This is a genomic window from Pseudomonas sp. PH1b, from assembly GCF_000633395.1.
In the GTDB taxonomy this organism is placed as follows: Bacteria; Pseudomonadota; Gammaproteobacteria; order Pseudomonadales; family Pseudomonadaceae; genus Aquipseudomonas.
The window spans coordinates 316,008-331,382 of sequence record NZ_AYMU01000002.1 but is presented as its reverse complement, the minus strand read 5'-3'; the positions used below and the strand labels follow the sequence as shown (position 1 = coordinate 331,382).

Here is a 15,375-nt window from a genome sequence, read left to right as displayed (position 1 = left end):
TCAGCGAGCATCTCCTCGCAACTGACTCACTACAGCCTGCAAATGTCCGGGTTGCGCCGCCTCCACAGCGATCGACGGCCCAGCCACCAGCGTCACCCGCGACCAGATGCGATGGAAGAAGCCCTTGCTCGGATCGCGACTGAAGAAACTGCCCCACAACCCCTGCAAGGCCAAGGGAATCACCGGCACCGGGGTTTCTTCCAGAATCCGCGTCAGGCCGCCCTTGAATTCGTTGATCTCGCCATCGGCAGTCAGCTTGCCCTCTGGAAAGATGCATACCAGTTCGCCATCTCGCAGGTACTCGGCAATTTTCTTGAACGCCCTTTCGTAGATTTCCAGGTCTTCATGCCGGCCGGCAATGGGAATGGTCCCAGCGGTGCGAAAGATGAAGTTCAATACCGGCAGGTTGTAGATCTTGTAGTACATCACGAAGCGAATGGGCCGACGCACCGCGCCACCGATCAGCAAGGCGTCGACGAAAGACACATGGTTGCACACCAGCAAGGCTGCCCCCTCGTCAGGGATCAGTTGCAGATTGCGATGCTCGACGCGGTACATGGAATGGCTCAGCAGCCAGATCATGAAGCGCATGCTGAACTCGGGCACCACCTTGAAGATGTAGACGTTGACCGCGATATTGAGCAGCGACACCACCAGGAACAGATGGGGAATGGTCAACTCGACCATGCTCAGCATCACGATGGAGACGATCGCCGACACCACCATGAACAGCGCATTGAGGATGTTGTTGGCAGCAATGACCCGAGCCCGTTCGTTTTCCGGAGTGCGGGACTGGATCAGGGCGTACAGCGGCACGATATAGAAGCCACCGAAGACTCCCAAACCCAGCACATCAAACAGCACCCACCAGGCATGTGCAAAACCCAGCACCTGCAGCCAGCCGTGTCCCGTGGCACTCTCTGGAATACCGCCGGAATGCCACCACAACAGCAAGCCGAACACCGTCAAGCCAAAGGAACCGAACGGCACCAGACCGATCTCCACCTTGCGCCCCGAAAGCTTCTCGCACAGCATCGAGCCCAGCGCGATCCCCACCGAGAACACCGTGAGGATCAGGGTCACCACCGTCTCGTCGCCGTGCATCCACTCCTTGGCATAGGCCGGAATCTGGGTCAGGTAGATCGCTCCGACAAACCAGAACCAGGAGTTGCCGACAATCGAGCGCGACACTGCCGGAGTCTGCCCCAGGCCCAGGCGCAAGGTGGCCCAGGACTGACTGAAGATGTTCCAGTTCAGGCGCATTTGCGGAGTCGCCGCGGCAGCCCGGGGGATCGCCCGACTGGCCAGATAGCCCAGTACCGCGACACCAATGATGGCGGTCGAGACGATAGGTGCGTAATGCGCCGAGGACATCATGATCCCGGCACCAATGGTGCCCGCCAGGATCGCCAGGAAGGTACCCATTTCCACCAGGCCGTTGCCTCCCACCAACTCTTCTTCATGCAGGGCCTGGGGCAGGATCGAATACTTCACCGGACCGAACAGGGCCGAGTGGGTGCCCATGGCGAACAACGCCACCAGCATCAGCGACAGGTGATCGAAGGCGAACCCCACCGCCCCCACGACCATGATCACGATCTCCCCCAGCTTGATCAGCCGGATCAGCGAGTCCTTGGCGAACTTCTCGCCAAACTGCCCGGCCAGGGCCGAAAACAGGAAGAACGGCAGGATGAACAGCAAGGCACAAAGATTGACCCAGATCGAACGGTCGCCCTCGATGCTCAACTTGTAGAGGATGGCCAGGATCAGCGACTGCTTGAAGATGTTGTCGTTGAAGGCACCGAGGGACTGCGTGATGAAAAACGGCAGAAACCGCCGCTTGCGAAGCAAGGTGAACTGCGAAGGATGACTCATCGTCCATGTCCCTGAGTGGCGTGGATACTGTTATTGGAATGTCGAATATCGATCCAGGCCACAACCTTACCTATCTTTAGCGATTATTTCCCTAAGCCCGCAATGCACGGCGAAACAAACAGCTCACCTTTATAAGCGCCCTGTACCGTGCGCTTGGCCACGATCAGCCAGAGCACCGCCAGTGCCGCGACCAGCACCGCACCGAACACACTGAAGAAGCCCAAGTGCAGGATGCTGCCCAATTTCAGGGTGGCCAGGGAATAGACGCCCAAGGGAAAGGTAAAGCCCCACCAGCCGAGGTTGAATGGAATGCCTTCGCGCAGGTAGCGCAGGGTGATCAGCACCGCCATCAGCATCCACCACAAACCGAAGCCCCAGAGCGTGAGCCCGGCCACCAGGCCCAGGCCGGCCGCGATTTCACCCATGCCCGGCAGGCCGTTGGCAGCGAAGATCGCCGGCGCATCGGCGCCCAGTACCAGCATGCCCAGGGCGCCAGTGCCAATGGGCCCAAGGGCCAGCCAGCTCGAGGCGGCCATGCTTTCATGGGGCAGTTTGTGCAGCGCCATGCGCAACAGGAGGATGGTCAGGATGCTGAAGGCCACCGGCAACGAAAAGGCCCACAGCACGTAGCTGGTGCTGAGCATCACCAGTTGCCCATGTGCGTCTTGCAGATGAGGCGCCAGCAAGCCGCCGCTGGCCGCGGCCACCTCGGCCGCCACCACCGGCAGCAGCCAGACGGCCGTCATCTGATCGATGCTGTGCTCCTGACGGGTGAACATCATGTAGGGAATCAGGACCCCACACGCCAGGGACATGGCCACGTCCAGCCACCACAGCACCTGCGCAACCTGCACCGCTGCGTCGCCCCAGTGAGGAATGCCAAACAGCAACAGGCCATTGATGAGGGTCGCCAGGCCCATGGGAATGGTGCCAAAGAACATCGAGACCGTGGAGTGGCCGAAGATCCGCCGCGCCTCGTCGAAGAACAGCACCCAGCGTGCGGCATACATCGCGGTGAACAGCAGGAACAGGACGATGGTCAGCCACCAGAACCCTTCGGCCACCAGGCGCAGGCCAGGCACCTCGGCCGGCCACTGGGCCAGGGCCAGGGCCAAGACCCCGGTGCCCATGGTGGCGGCAAACCAGTTGGGAGTGAATTGGCGAATGGCCTCGCGCGGATGCTGCAAATGACTCAAGGGCCGATAGCCGGTTTTAACGCTGTTGGGGCATGTCATGGTCGTGTCTCCTGTCCTCTGTTGAGGTAGAGCCCATGATAGAAGCTGATCGAATATCTATATAACGGGTAATTTCTCTATCTGTTATCTATTTCACCAATATTAAAGTTACACACTGCCCTCGGACTCGATCACCAACACCCTGGCGACGCCGAGAGGACAGGCCATATGCTCGGCGCCGATGCCGGCATGGAAAATATCTCCAGCCTCCAGCAACACTGCCTGCTCCCGCCCCGCGTGGCGATAGCCCATCCGCACTTGGCCACTGAGCACCACGAACACTTCCTGGCCGTCGTTGATGTGCCATTGATAGGGCTGGTCGGTCCAGTGCAGGCGCGTAGTGATACCGTTCATGCTGGCGATATCCAGAGCCGCCCAGGCTCGCTCAGCGACAAAATCTGCACTGCGAACCACCTCAATGCCTGACTCCGTAATGTCTGGCCGCTCGACACAAGCACCGGACTGACAATCCCGTAACGGGGCAGAATGTCCCTCCCTCTGGCACAGGCCAAGGCCGATCAGAAGGCGATGAAATAGCGAGGACATGGAAGGCTCCTTGAGCACCGAGAATGAGCCCGCATGGTGGACAGAGTCGGTGATTTTAATAAGTGGCCCGATAGCCATGTTTCGATAAAATCGGGCCAGATCCTCAAGCAGATACAGCCATGCACAACCCAGCCGATCCGCCCTTGCGCATTGCGGTGATCGCCTTCGATGGCATCAGCCCCTTTCATCTGTCGGTGCCGTTGCTGGTATTCGATGAACAACGCCAGGATCTCGGCTTGCCATCCTTTCAGGTGCGAGTCTGCGCATTCGAGCAGCCCCCGCTACGAACCTCCGCCGGCTTCGATATCACTGTGCATCACGACTTGAGTGAGCTGCGCGACGCCGACGTGATCATCATGCCCTCCTGGCGCGACAGCCTGGAGCGCCCGCCCCAGGCGCTGCTCGACGAACTGTGCAATGCCCATCAACGGGGCGCTCGTCTGGTGGGACTGTGCCTGGGGGCGTTTGTCCTGGCCGAGACCGGGCTGCTGGACGACCACAAGGCCACCACTCACTGGCACTGGGCCCAGGCATTTACCGAGAAATACCCGCGGGTAGCCCTGGATGCCACAGTGCTGTATGCCGAAGCGGGGACCTTGCTGACGTCCGCCGGCACAGTCGCCGGGCTCGACTGCTGCCTCTACCTGCTGCAACAACTGTGCGGCGCCCAAAGCACCCACAAGCTGGCTCGCCGCCTGGTCATCGCTCCCCACCGTAGCGGCGGTCAAGCACAGTTCATCGAACGCCCCATGCCCCAAGCGGGCGAACAGGATCGCATGGGGCAGCTCCTGCAATGGCTGGGACAGAACTTCACCCGCGATCACTCACTGGATGCGCTCGCGGAACGCGTGACCATGAGCCGGCGCTCCTTCACCCGCCACTTTCGCCAACTGACCGGCACCACCGTCGGCCAGTGGCTACAGGACCGGCGCTTGAGCCAGGCCCAGCGACTGCTGGAAACCAGCCCACTGAGCATCGAAACCATTGCCGCGGAATCAGGCTTTGCCAGTGCCCTGTCCATGCGCCAGTGTTTCAACGCCACACTGCGCCTCTCCCCTTCGGCCTATCGAGCACAATTCCCCCCTCTCCAGTGCCCTGGCTCAGAGCCCCGGCGCTGCGCCACAGGCCGCAGCCGGACGCCGACGCATCAGGACCAGCAGAGCCCCCAATGACAACAGGATCAGCACCACCCCATAACCATCAGTCGTGGCAATAAGGCCGAAACTGCGGGTCAGGCTGCCTGCCAACAACGCCGGCAGGCAAAAAGCCAGGTAACTCAACACATAAAATGCCGACATCAAGCCCGCACGCTCGTGGGGCAAGGCCAGGGGCACCACGCTGCGCAACGCACCGAGAAAACCGCCACCAAAACCGCTGCCCAGGACCAGAGTGCCGAAAAAGAACAGCGTCAGGCTGGCACTGTGCACCGCACCGAGAATCAACATCACCCCCAAGGCCAGCAGTCCGGCCCCCAGGCGCAAGACCTTGTCCGCTGGACGCTGGCGCAAGGTGAAGATCATCAGTGCGCCACTAAGCGTCAGCACGGCCACTAGCCCTCCCCCGATCAGGTTCGACGTGGAGCCGGTGGCCGCGCGCACCAGGGAAGGTGCCAGGGACAGGTAGAAACCACCCACCGCCCAGACCGCCACATCCACCGGCAAGGCCAACCACAAGGCTCGCCGTGCTTGCGGCGGCACATGCAGCGTGGGCCGCAACGACGTCCAGGCACCGGGTTGCCGGCTCACGCTCTCGGGCAGGCGCCAGACATACAGGGCCTGGACCACAAACACCCCCAGCAGCAGCCAGTAACTCAGTTGCAGCGGCAGCGGTGCAAACTCCACCAGCAGGCTCGCTCCCATGGCACCGCATGCCATGCCCAGCAGCGGCGCAACACTGTTGACCAGCGGCCCTTGCTGACGATCGGTGTCCAGCAACGCAGCACCGAGCACGCTGGTGGCCATGCCCGTGGCAAACCCCTGCATCACCCGCGCCGCCAACAGCCACTGCACGCCACTTTCATTGATAAACAGCAACATCGCCAGAATGTTGAGCACCAAGGCAACGAAGATCACCGGACGCCGCCCCAGGTGGTCCGACAGCGACCCCACCGTCAGCAAGGCTGCCAGCAGGCTCAGGGCATAGACTCCGAATACCAGGGTCAGGACCGCCGCAGAGAAATGCAGGGACTCCTGATACAGGTGATACAAGGGAGTCGGCACGCTGGAGGCGGCCAGAAAACTGAGCAGGGTCACGGCCAGAAACACCAGACTGCGACGTTTGGACACGCAAGTGTCGATGGCACCAGGCATAAGCACGCTCCGCTAAAGCTAATATTTTGCTTTTGCGGAGTGTGCTACCGCCAAGCGCTTAAAGCAAATTCTTTGTGTTAAGGTTCGATCCCATGGCTATTAAAGAAGGTTTACGCCCAGGCGGCCGCAGCGCCCGGGTCCAGGAATCCATTCACTCGGCAATCCGCGAGCTCCTCGAAGAGCAGGATCGCTCGACCCTGACGGTGCCGCAGATTGCTGCCCGGGCCGGCGTCACGCCCTCCACCATCTATCGTCGCTGGGGTGATCTGTCGGCGCTGTTGGCCGATGTTGCCCTGGCGCGCATGCGCCCCGACAGCGAGCCGCTCAACACCGGCAGCCTGCGCGGCGACCTGCAGGCCTGGGCCGAGCAATACCTGGACGAGATGAGCTCGGAGCCTGGGCGCAACATGATGCGTGATGTGCAGTGCAGTGCCACACCGGGTTATTGCGTGAGCATTCTCAGCGAACAGCTCCAGGTCATTGTTGAGCGGTATCAGGGCACCGAAACCGCACTACCGAGTATCGACCGCCTGCTCAACCTGCTGGTGGCCCCTTCCGTGTTCCGGATCCTGTTTGCCGCCACGCCCCTTCCGGTGCAAGAGCTACATGAGTTGATCGAACTGGCCCTGCAGCCATCACCCTGAGGCCACGCCTCGACCTGCGACATCAGGCCGCGCTGATACCTTGGTCGACACTGACGCCAACTCGACATCGTGCCAGACTGTCTGGCCGGGCTGAGGTGCCCGGTGTCTTTGTTTCGGAGTTGCCATGTCGTTGTCCAGCGGGCTGATTGCCGCCGTTGCCCTAGCCTATATGGCCATCATGTTCGCCATCGCCTTCTACGGCGACCGTCGCAGCACGCCACTGCCGCCACGAGTGCGTGCCTGGGTATACAGCCTGTCGCTGGCGGTCTATTGCACCAGCTGGACCTTCTTTGGCGCGGTCGGCCAGGCCGCCGAACAACTCTGGGCCTTCCTGCCGATCTACCTCGGCCCCATCCTCCTGCTGGTACTCGCCCCCTGGGTGCTGCAGAAAATGGTGATGATCAGCAAGCAGGAGAACATCACCTCCATCGCCGACTTCATTGCTGCCCGCTATGGCAAGTCCCAGTCCCTGGCCGTAGTGGTGGCCTTGATCTGCCTGGTGGGGGTACTGCCCTATATAGCCCTGCAGCTCAAGGGCATCGTGCTCGGGGTCAACCTGCTGATCGGCGCCGGCGCCGACGCCATGGGTACGCGGGCCCAGGACACTGCACTGATCGTGTCACTGATCCTGGCGCTGTTCACCATCGTCTTCGGCACCCGCAACCTCGATGCCACCGAACACCACCGGGGCATGGTGCTGGCAATCGCCTTCGAATCCCTGGTCAAGCTGTTTGCCTTCCTCGCCGTCGGCGCCTTCGTGACCTTTGGCCTGTACGACGGTTTCGACGACCTGTTCAACCAGGCCATGCTCGCTCCCCGTCTGGAGCAGTACTGGAAGGAAACCATCAATTGGCCGTCGATGGTGGTCCAGACCGGCGTGGCCATGATGGCGATCATCTGCCTGCCCCGGCAGTTCCACGTCACCGTGGTGGAGAACATCGAACCCCAGGACCTGCGCCTGGCCAAATGGGTGTTTCCCGCCTACCTGGCCCTGGCCGCACTGTTCGTCGTGCCTATTGCCCTGGCCGGGCAGATGCTCCTGCCCAGCAGCGTACTGCCGGACTCCTTCGTCATCAGCCTGCCCCTGGCCCAGTCCCATCCGGCCCTGGCCCTGCTGGCCTTCATCGGCGGCGCTTCGGCCGCCACTGGCATGGTGATCGTCGCCAGCGTGGCGCTGTCGACCATGGTCTCCAACGACATGCTGCTGCCGTGGCTGTTGCGGCACAAGAATGCCGAGCGGCCCTTCGAAGTGTTCCGCCACTGGATGCTCTCGGTGCGCCGGGTCAGCATCGTGGTCATTTTGCTGCTGGCCTATGTCAGTTATCGCCTGCTGGGCTCTACCGCAAGCCTGGCCACGATTGGCCAGATCGCCTTCGCTGCCGTGACCCAGCTAGCCCCCGCCATGCTCGGCGCGCTGTACTGGAAACAGGCCAACCGCCGTGGTGTATTCGCCGGACTCGCGGCCGGCACATTCATCTGGTTCTACACCCTGGTCCTGCCGATCGCGGCCCACAGCCTGGGTTGGTCCCTGAGCAGTTTCCCGGGCCTGGCCTGGCTGCACGGCAACCCATTGGGCCTGCCGATCACCCCATTGACCCAAGGCGTGGTGTTGTCCCTGGCCGGCAACTTCACCCTGTTTGCCTGGGTCTCGGTGCTGTCACGCACCCGGGTCTCGGAACACTGGCAGGCCGGACGCTTTATCGGCCAGGAAATCAGCAGCCGCCTTAGCTCCCGCTCGATGCTCTCGGTGCAGATCGACGACCTGCTGAAGCTCGCCGCGCGCTTTGTCGGTGAAGAACGCGCGCGCCAGAGCTTCATCCGCTTCGCCTACCGCCAGGGCAAAGGCTTCAACCCGAACCAGAACGCCGACGGCGAATGGATCGCCCACACCGAACGCTTGCTGGCCGGCGTCCTCGGCGCCTCTTCGACCCGCGCAGTAGTCAAGGCGGCCATCGAAGGCCGGGAAATGCAGCTCGAAGACGTGGTGCGCATCGCCGATGAAGCTTCCGAAGTGCTGCAGTTCAACCGTGCCCTGCTGCAAGGGGCGATCGAAAACATCACCCAGGGCATCAGCGTGGTCGACCAGTCGCTGAAACTGGTGGCCTGGAACCGACGCTACCTGGAACTGTTCAACTACCCCGAAGGCCTGATCAGCGTCGGCCGGCCGATAGCCGACATCATCCGCCACAATGCCGAACGCGGCCTGTGCGGTCCCGGCGAGGCCGAAGTCCATGTAGCCCGGCGCCTGCACTGGATGCGCCAGGGCCGCGCCCACACCTCTGAGCGACTGTTCCCCAACGGCCGGGTCATCGAACTCATCGGCAACCCGATGCCCGGTGGCGGCTTCGTCATGAGCTTCACCGACATCACCCCATTCCGCGAAGCCGAACAAGCCCTCACCGAGGCCAATGAAGGCCTGGAACAACGGGTGGCAGAACGCACCCACGAGCTGTCCCAACTCAACGCGGCGTTGACCGAAGCCAAGGGTACGGCGGAAGCCGCCAACCAGTCGAAGACGCGCTTTCTGGCCGCGGTCAGCCACGACCTGATGCAGCCCTTGAACGCCGCACGCCTGTTCTCCGCTGCCCTGTCCCACCAGGACGACGGCCTGTCCGCCGAAGCCCAGCAACTGGTGCAGCACCTGGACAGTTCGCTGCGCTCAGCGGAAGACCTGATCAGCGACCTGCTGGACATTTCGCGCCTGGAAAACGGCAAGATCACCCCTGACCGCAAGCCCTTTGCCCTCAATGAGCTGTTCGACACCTTGGGCGCCGAATTCAAGGCCCTGGCCCAGGAGCAGGGCCTGCAATTTCGCGTACGGGGCAGCCGCCTGCGCGTGGACAGCGACAGCAAGCTGCTGCGACGGGTCTTGCAGAACTTCCTGACCAACGCTTTCCGCTACGCCAAAGGCCCGGTGCTGCTGGGGGTGCGCCGTCGAGGCGACTCGTTGAGCCTGGAGGTCTGGGATCGAGGCCCGGGCATTCCCCTGGACAAGCAGCAGGTGATATTCGAAGAGTTCAAGCGCCTGGACAGCCACCAGACCCGCGCCGAAAAAGGCCTGGGGCTGGGCCTGGCGATCGCCGATGGCCTCTGTCGCGTGCTCGGCCACCCCCTGCAGGTGCGCTCCTGGCCCGGTAAAGGCAGCGTGTTCAGCGTCAGCATTCCTCTCGCCCGTACCAGCGTGGTCGCTCCCGGCAAGAGCGCCGAAGCCAACGGCCAGTCGCTCAACGGTGGGCAAGTGCTCTGCGTGGACAATGAAGACAGCATTCTGATCGGCATGAACAGCCTGCTCACCCGCTGGGGCTGCCAGGTATGGACCGCGCGCAACCGCGAGGAATGTGCCGCGCTGCTCAAGGAAGGCATCCGTCCGCAGCTGGCGCTGGTGGACTATCACCTGGATGACGGTGAAACCGGCACCCAGGTCATGGCCTGGTTACGCACACAGCTGGGCGAACCGGTGCCCGGGGTGGTGATCAGCGCCGATGGGCGTCCCGAGATGGTGGCCCAGGTACATGCCGCGGGCCTGGACTACCTGGCCAAGCCGGTGAAGCCCGCGGCGTTGCGCGCCCTGCTCAGTCGGCACTTGCCTTTGGGATGATGGCCAGGCAACCGCCTACTCCGGCAGCTCCAGCTCCCGCCCTTCAGCATCGGTCATGGCACGTTCCAGCAAGTCCGCCGGCAAGCTCTTGCTGGCACGCGCACCGAGCAACCGCAGCTGCTCGCTGCGGCTGACCAGGTTGCCGCGTCCGTCGGTCAGTTTATTGCGTGCCGCGCAATAGGCCTTGTCCAGTTGCTGCAAGCGGTTGCCGACTTCATCCAGGTCCTGGATGAACAGCACGAACTTGTCATAGAGCCAGCCCGCACGCTCGGCGATTTCCCGGGCATTCTGGCTCTGCCGCTCCTGCTTCCACAGGCTGTCGATCACCCGCAGGGTCGCAAGCAAGGTAGTGGGGCTGACAATCACGATATGCCGATCAAAGGCTTCCTGGAACAGGTTGGGCTCAGCCTGCAGGGCGCAAGAGAACGCGGCCTCGATCGGCACGAACAGCAGGACGAAGTCGAGACTGTGCAAACCTTCGAGGCGCTTGTAGTCCTTATCGGACAGGCCCTTGACGTGATTGCGCAGGGACAGCACATGCTGTTTCAAGGCCGCCTGGGCGATTTGCGGATCGTCGCTGCCGACATATTGCTGATAGGCCGTGAGGCTGACCTTGGAGTCCACCACCACCTGCTTGTCGCCGGGCAGCATGATCAGCACATCGGGCTGGAAGCGCTCGCCATCCGGCCCCTTGAGGCTGACCTGGGTCTGGTATTCGCGGCCCTTCTCCAGGCCCGCATGTTCCAGCACCCGCTCGAGAATCAGTTCCCCCCAGTTGCCCTGGGTCTTCTGCCCCTTGAGGGCGCGGGTCAGGTTGGTGGCCTCATCGCTCAGGCGCAGGTTCAACTGCTGTAGGCGCTCCAGTTCCTTGGCCAGGGAAAAACGCTCCCGAGCCTCGGCCTGATAGCTTTCCTCGACACGTTTCTCGAAGGACTGGATGCGTTCCTTGAGCGGGTCGAGCAACTGCCCGAGGCGCTGCTGGCTGGTTTCGGCGAAGCGCTGCTCGCGTTCATCGAAGATCTTGCCCGCCAACTCGGCGAACTGCGCACGCAATTCATCCCGGGAACCCTGCAAATCCGCCAGGCGCTGCTGGTGGCTTTCCTGCTGTTCGCGCAGTTCGGCATGCAGTGAAGCAGCCAGGGCATCCAGGCGGCGCAACTCGTTTTCTTTGGCCGCGCGTTCCAGGTTCCAGGCATGGGCGGCATCGCGAGCATTGTCCCGCTCGACCTGCAGCAACTCGACTTCCCGGCCCAAGGCCGCCAGGTCCGCTTGCTTGAGGGCATTGGCCTGGCTCAGGTCGCTGACTTCATCGCGACTGGCGTCCAATTGCGCTGCCAGCCCTTCCTGGGCCAGTTGAGCCGTGGCCAGGCGCTCTTCCAGCAAAGACAGTTCATTCTGGTAGGAATTGGCACGACGCTGCAGTTGCCAGGCCAGTACCAGTAGCGGCAATGCCGCTCCCGCCAGGCCAAGCAGCATGCTGGTCAAGTCCATAGCCATAGCGATTCCTGTCATCGAAAGAAGAAATGAAGGTTAACCAAGCCACCGAGTGTTGGACAGCTCAGTCTTCGATCCGGCCCAGCTCCTGCTGAGCGCGACGATCGCCGGCACGGGCGGCCTGGCGCAGCAGATCATGGCCGATGCGCCGGTCCCGGGCGTTGCCACACTCACGGCACATCAACTGGCCCAGGCGACTTTGCGCCGCGACCACGCCTTCCCGGGCCGGCTGCTTGAGCAAGCGTCCGGCAAAGTGCTTGACGTTGGGGTTATCTCCGAGACGCGGACTGTCCAGCAGCCACAGGGCGACTCGCAGGGAAAAGCGCTTGGGTTCGGTAACACTGGCAGGGGGAGCGGTAACAGAAGGTGATACTGAGCGAAACTTCATAAAGCACTGTGGGGCAGATCGGAAGGCGCGCCACTCTACTCCTTTTTTCGCACGGGTAAAGCCCAAAAGAGCCAGCACGCCCGTCCTAGAGCAAGCGCTTGGGACAATCCACAGAAGCTGTGGATAACTCAGTGGACAACCCCTCCACAACCCTCCCAAAGGCCCATGAGACGGGCCTTTCAGTCAAACTGACGATTTTTTCACCAGTAAAAAAAGCGATGTTTATCATTGACTTAAATTCTCGAGACAGGCTAGAGGGACTGCAGGAAGGAAGGTGACAAGGCGGTGACACGCTGCGCAACAAGTGTGCACAAACACGCGGAAACAAACGTCGGTAACGCACCGTTTTCGTACACGCTACAGCAGTGCAGGTTACATACTCGACACGAGCGGGTTCCTCCCTCTGACAATTTTTTCCTAGCACACTTGCATTCTTCCGTTCAACTCAATAGAATCCTCGCCGTTAGTACCAAGCTGAAAGTCAATTCTGGTCGAAAAAGTCCCATCGGCAGTTACTCGAATCGAGAATAACGCCGAACCTAAAGGACCGACCACCTCGATGGTTTCCAGGTAAAACTCAACGCAATCCCGCCCTTGAAACGAATTCAAAGGCAGTGTGATGACTTACTCTGACCGAACCAACCTGCAAATTGATCAGGATCTCCACCCTGGGCCCAGAACCTTTGCCCTTGCTGTGCTGCCTGCCCTCCTAAGTACCTACCTGCCAGCCCTAGCGCAACCTAATTAAAGCGCTGCAACTGGCTGCTTTGTTCCAGTCGGGTTCTTCGTTTGACCAATGGTGGTCGACGTTACTGGAACGTTTTAACGTTGCACGGTTCTTAACCGTGTCATTTGTAGGAACACCTAATAATTATGTCTACTCAAATCCAGACTCAGGATGCCATTCGCACCCTAACCCACGCCTTTGCTCCGTTGAACTGCCTGATCATGGCCACTCGCAAAGGCTGCTTCAGCTTCACCCTGGTCAACGAACACGGCATCGCTCGTCACAGCGAACGCCTGTACCCCGACCAGTACTCCAGCGCTGAACCGCTGCAGGCGGTGATCGAGCGCACGCGCCAGGCCCTGGTGGCCTGATACGCCAAAGCGTTGAAAACCTCAAAAGCCTCGCTTGATCGCGGGGCTTTTTATTGCCCGTTATTTGCCAGCCGGCCACCCGGGCCAAAGTACCAATCGGTATAAGGCTTATAACAAGGGAACAGAAATATTTTAAAAACAATCCTTTACAGCACAGATATGACACTACACTTCAACTCAAGCGGCCTGAGCCGCTTCCGGCAAACCTGATCCTCTCCTCGCTGCCAAGCTCCCTTCAGGTTTCGCCGGCCATTTCAATCCTCGAGGGCTTTATGGGTATCGCCGCCAGCGAGTTGTGCCGCTATGTCATCCGCCCGACATTGATGTACCTGGGCAGCCATAGCAAAACCGCTGAAGCCTTGTTACTGGGCATTGCCGCCAGCCAGTCCGGGCTGGGCTCGGCCCTGCACGATCGCCGCGGTCACGGCCTGTATCGCATCACCGAAATACGACACCAAGCCCTCTGGGATCAATACCTGGCACTGGATCCCGAACGGGCCAGCCTGGTTCGCGGGCTGGCCAGCCAGCACGCCTTCCTCAGCGGTCCACACCTGGAACTGACCGTCAATCTGCGCTACGCCACCGCAATCGCCTGGTTGCTGGTGGAAGAACAACACACCCCGCTCCCTGCTGCCGACGATCTGCTCGGCATGGCCCGTATCTGGAGGAAGACCTTTCAACCACAAGGACGTTTAAGAGATTTCGCCTGCGCCTGGCAAACCTGTATTGCCCCGTTAAGCCAGGTCGCCTGCTGACCACGACTTTTACAAAATCGGAGAAAGAAGCCGATTCTGGTCGGATTGTCCTACAAAACCGCTCTAAATCAACTGTTGCAGCCTATAGCGCCGAGACCGAAATGTTGGTAATTTTCGCCTCGGTGATCATCAGGAGTTCTAATAATGAAAAAAGTAATGCTCAAATCCACCATAAGTCTCGCGGTTGCACTTGCTTCCACCCAACTTTTCGCCAGCGGCTTTGCTCTTAACGAACAAAGCATCAGCGGCATGGGTACCGGCTTCGCGGGTCGTTCTTCTTCTGCCGAAGATGCCAGCACTGTATACGGCAACCCTGCCGGTATGTCCCTGCTCAAACGCGACCAGGTAACTGTCGGCGTGGCAGCAATCGATGCCAAGACCAACCTGAAAAACGTCAAGGGCGGCCCACCCGGCGGCACCAGCGATGGCGACATGGTCCCGTTCACCACGGTTCCAATGGGCTTCTTCGTCAAGCAACTGGGTAACGGCTGGGCATTGGGTCTGGGGGCCTATGCACCCTTCGGTCTGGTTACCAACTATGAGTCCAGCTCTGCCAGCCGTTATTACGGCGACAAGAGCGTAGTCAAGGTTGTCACTCTGCAACCGACTGTCAGCTATGCCTTCAATGACATGGTGTCGATCGGCTTTGGTCCGACCATCAACCGCCTGAGCGGTGAACTGACTTCTGCTACCCCATTTCCAAACCCTGCGCTCTTCGGCCGCAATGACGGCAGCGTGAAGATCAAGGGTGACGATACCGCCATCGGCTACAACGTCGGTATTATCGTGCAGCCTACCGAGACCACTCGTCTGGGTCTGACTTACCACTCGAAGGTCAAGTACAAGCTCGAAGGCCACACCAACATTGCCGGCCCGGGCTTTGGTCCGTTCAACGGCGGCCGTTACGATGCTTCGCTGGACATCACCACCCCGGAAGTCGTCGACTTCTCGGTCACCCAGAAGCTGGATGACCAGTGGACCGTCTACGCAGGTAGCACCTGGACTCGCTGGAGCCGCCTGAAAGACATCACCGTGAACAACGAAGGCGTTCCTGCGCTGCTCGGCGGCTCCAGGGGCCCGGTCGGTACCATCACCGAGCCACAGAACTGGCACGATACCTGGGCCTCGGCTGTAGGTGTCTCCTACAAGGTCAACAAAGAGTGGGTTCTGCGCAGCGGCCTCTCGGTTGACCAGGCGCCAACCAACAACACCGACCGTTCCGTACGTATCCCTACCGGTGACCGTAAGGCAATCAGCTTCGGTGCCGGCTACAGCCCGACTGATGACCTGACCCTGGACCTGGCGGTTTCCTACCTGAAGGAAGAAGACGTCAACGTCAACAGAACCGGCAAAGGCAACGCCTACAGCGCTACCTACCAGAACAGCGCATGGGGCTATGGCCTGGGCGCTACCTACAAGTTCTAACGAACGGT

The 15,375-nt window shown here is 60.9% G+C and carries 12 protein-coding genes; 6 read left to right on the top strand and 6 right to left on the bottom strand.

Annotated features, from left to right (window positions below):
* From U873_RS0104195 to U873_RS0104185, 3 genes are all read right to left on the bottom strand, one after another.
* Complete coding sequence (locus tag U873_RS0104195; protein ID WP_025127044.1) at window positions 1-1,875, bottom strand: MFS transporter; 1,875 nt, start codon at window positions 1,873-1,875, stop codon at window positions 1-3.
* Window positions 1,876-1,958: 83 nt separating this feature from the next.
* Window positions 1,959-3,110, bottom strand: coding sequence for a TDT family transporter (locus U873_RS0104190; protein ID WP_025127043.1), 1,152 nt, complete (start codon window positions 3,108-3,110; stop codon window positions 1,959-1,961).
* 108 nt (window positions 3,111-3,218) lie between these two features.
* The gene (locus U873_RS0104185) at window positions 3,219-3,530 is read right to left on the bottom strand and encodes a cupin (protein WP_025127042.1); all 312 of its coding nucleotides are present in this window, start codon (window positions 3,528-3,530) and stop codon (window positions 3,219-3,221) included.
* Between the two features lie 245 nt (window positions 3,531-3,775).
* On the opposite strand from U873_RS0104185, the gene U873_RS0104180 reads away from it, so the two are divergent.
* On the top strand, window positions 3,776-4,828 hold the full coding sequence (locus U873_RS0104180; RefSeq protein WP_025127041.1) for a GlxA family transcriptional regulator: 1,053 nt from the start codon (window positions 3,776-3,778) through the stop codon (window positions 4,826-4,828).
* Here U873_RS0104180 and U873_RS0104175 read toward each other — a convergent pair.
* Window positions 4,757-5,965, bottom strand: a complete 1,209-nt coding sequence (locus tag U873_RS0104175) for an MFS transporter (protein ID WP_025127040.1) — start codon at window positions 5,963-5,965, stop codon at window positions 4,757-4,759. The two genes, U873_RS0104180 and U873_RS0104175, sit on opposite strands and share 72 nt — an antisense overlap.
* 92 nt (window positions 5,966-6,057) lie before the next feature.
* Between U873_RS0104175 and U873_RS0104170 the strand changes: the two genes are divergently transcribed.
* Both U873_RS0104170 and U873_RS0104165 read left to right on the top strand, forming a co-directional pair.
* The gene (locus tag U873_RS0104170; RefSeq protein WP_025127039.1) at window positions 6,058-6,609 is read left to right on the top strand and encodes a TetR/AcrR family transcriptional regulator; all 552 of its coding nucleotides are present in this window, start codon (window positions 6,058-6,060) and stop codon (window positions 6,607-6,609) included.
* 124 nt (window positions 6,610-6,733) lie between these two features.
* Window positions 6,734-10,207, top strand: coding sequence for a PAS domain-containing hybrid sensor histidine kinase/response regulator (locus U873_RS0104165; RefSeq protein ID WP_025127038.1), 3,474 nt, complete (start codon window positions 6,734-6,736; stop codon window positions 10,205-10,207).
* Between the two features lie 15 nt (window positions 10,208-10,222).
* Here the strand turns inward: U873_RS0104165 and rmuC are convergent, their stop codons facing one another.
* On the bottom strand, window positions 10,223-11,590 hold the full coding sequence (gene rmuC / locus U873_RS0104160) for a DNA recombination protein RmuC (protein ID WP_177330236.1): 1,368 nt from the start codon (window positions 11,588-11,590) through the stop codon (window positions 10,223-10,225).
* A 175-nt stretch (window positions 11,591-11,765) separates the two neighbouring features.
* Window positions 11,766-12,089, bottom strand: a complete 324-nt coding sequence (locus U873_RS34980) for a hypothetical protein (RefSeq protein WP_081818603.1) — start codon at window positions 12,087-12,089, stop codon at window positions 11,766-11,768.
* Window positions 12,090-12,962: 873 nt separating this feature from the next.
* Here U873_RS34980 and U873_RS0104150 point away from each other — a divergent pair.
* From U873_RS0104150 to U873_RS0104140, 3 genes are all read left to right on the top strand, one after another.
* Complete coding sequence (locus tag U873_RS0104150; protein ID WP_025127035.1) at window positions 12,963-13,187, top strand: hypothetical protein; 225 nt, start codon at window positions 12,963-12,965, stop codon at window positions 13,185-13,187.
* Between the two features lie 272 nt (window positions 13,188-13,459).
* Window positions 13,460-13,942 (top strand): hypothetical protein, encoded by a 483-nt coding sequence (locus tag U873_RS0104145; protein ID WP_025127034.1) that lies wholly within the window; start codon window positions 13,460-13,462, stop codon window positions 13,940-13,942.
* A gap of 144 nt (window positions 13,943-14,086) precedes the next feature.
* Window positions 14,087-15,367, top strand: a complete 1,281-nt coding sequence (locus U873_RS0104140; protein WP_025127033.1) for an OmpP1/FadL family transporter — start codon at window positions 14,087-14,089, stop codon at window positions 15,365-15,367.
* Window positions 15,368-15,375 lie beyond the last annotated feature (8 nt).

What these genes read in the sequence shown, in the direction of transcription:
- U873_RS0104190 (WP_025127043.1), bottom strand. Translation starts at nt 3,110, where the DNA reads ATGACATGCCCCAACAGCGTTAAAACCGGCTATCGGCCCTTGAGTCAT.
- U873_RS0104175 (WP_025127040.1), bottom strand. Translation starts at nt 5,965, where the DNA reads ATGCCTGGTGCCATCGACACTTGCGTGTCCAAACGTCGCAGTCTGGTG.
- U873_RS0104180 (WP_025127041.1), top strand. Translation starts at nt 3,776, where the DNA reads ATGCACAACCCAGCCGATCCGCCCTTGCGCATTGCGGTGATCGCCTTC.
- U873_RS0104195 (WP_025127044.1), bottom strand. Translation starts at nt 1,875, where the DNA reads ATGAGTCATCCTTCGCAGTTCACCTTGCTTCGCAAGCGGCGGTTTCTG.
- U873_RS0104150 (WP_025127035.1), top strand. Translation starts at nt 12,963, where the DNA reads ATGTCTACTCAAATCCAGACTCAGGATGCCATTCGCACCCTAACCCAC.
- U873_RS0104145 (WP_025127034.1), top strand. Translation starts at nt 13,460, where the DNA reads ATGGGTATCGCCGCCAGCGAGTTGTGCCGCTATGTCATCCGCCCGACA.
- U873_RS0104140 (WP_025127033.1), top strand. Translation starts at nt 14,087, where the DNA reads ATGAAAAAAGTAATGCTCAAATCCACCATAAGTCTCGCGGTTGCACTT.
- U873_RS0104165 (WP_025127038.1), top strand. Translation starts at nt 6,734, where the DNA reads ATGTCGTTGTCCAGCGGGCTGATTGCCGCCGTTGCCCTAGCCTATATG.
- U873_RS34980 (WP_081818603.1), bottom strand. Translation starts at nt 12,089, where the DNA reads ATGAAGTTTCGCTCAGTATCACCTTCTGTTACCGCTCCCCCTGCCAGT.
- U873_RS0104170 (WP_025127039.1), top strand. Translation starts at nt 6,058, where the DNA reads ATGGCTATTAAAGAAGGTTTACGCCCAGGCGGCCGCAGCGCCCGGGTC.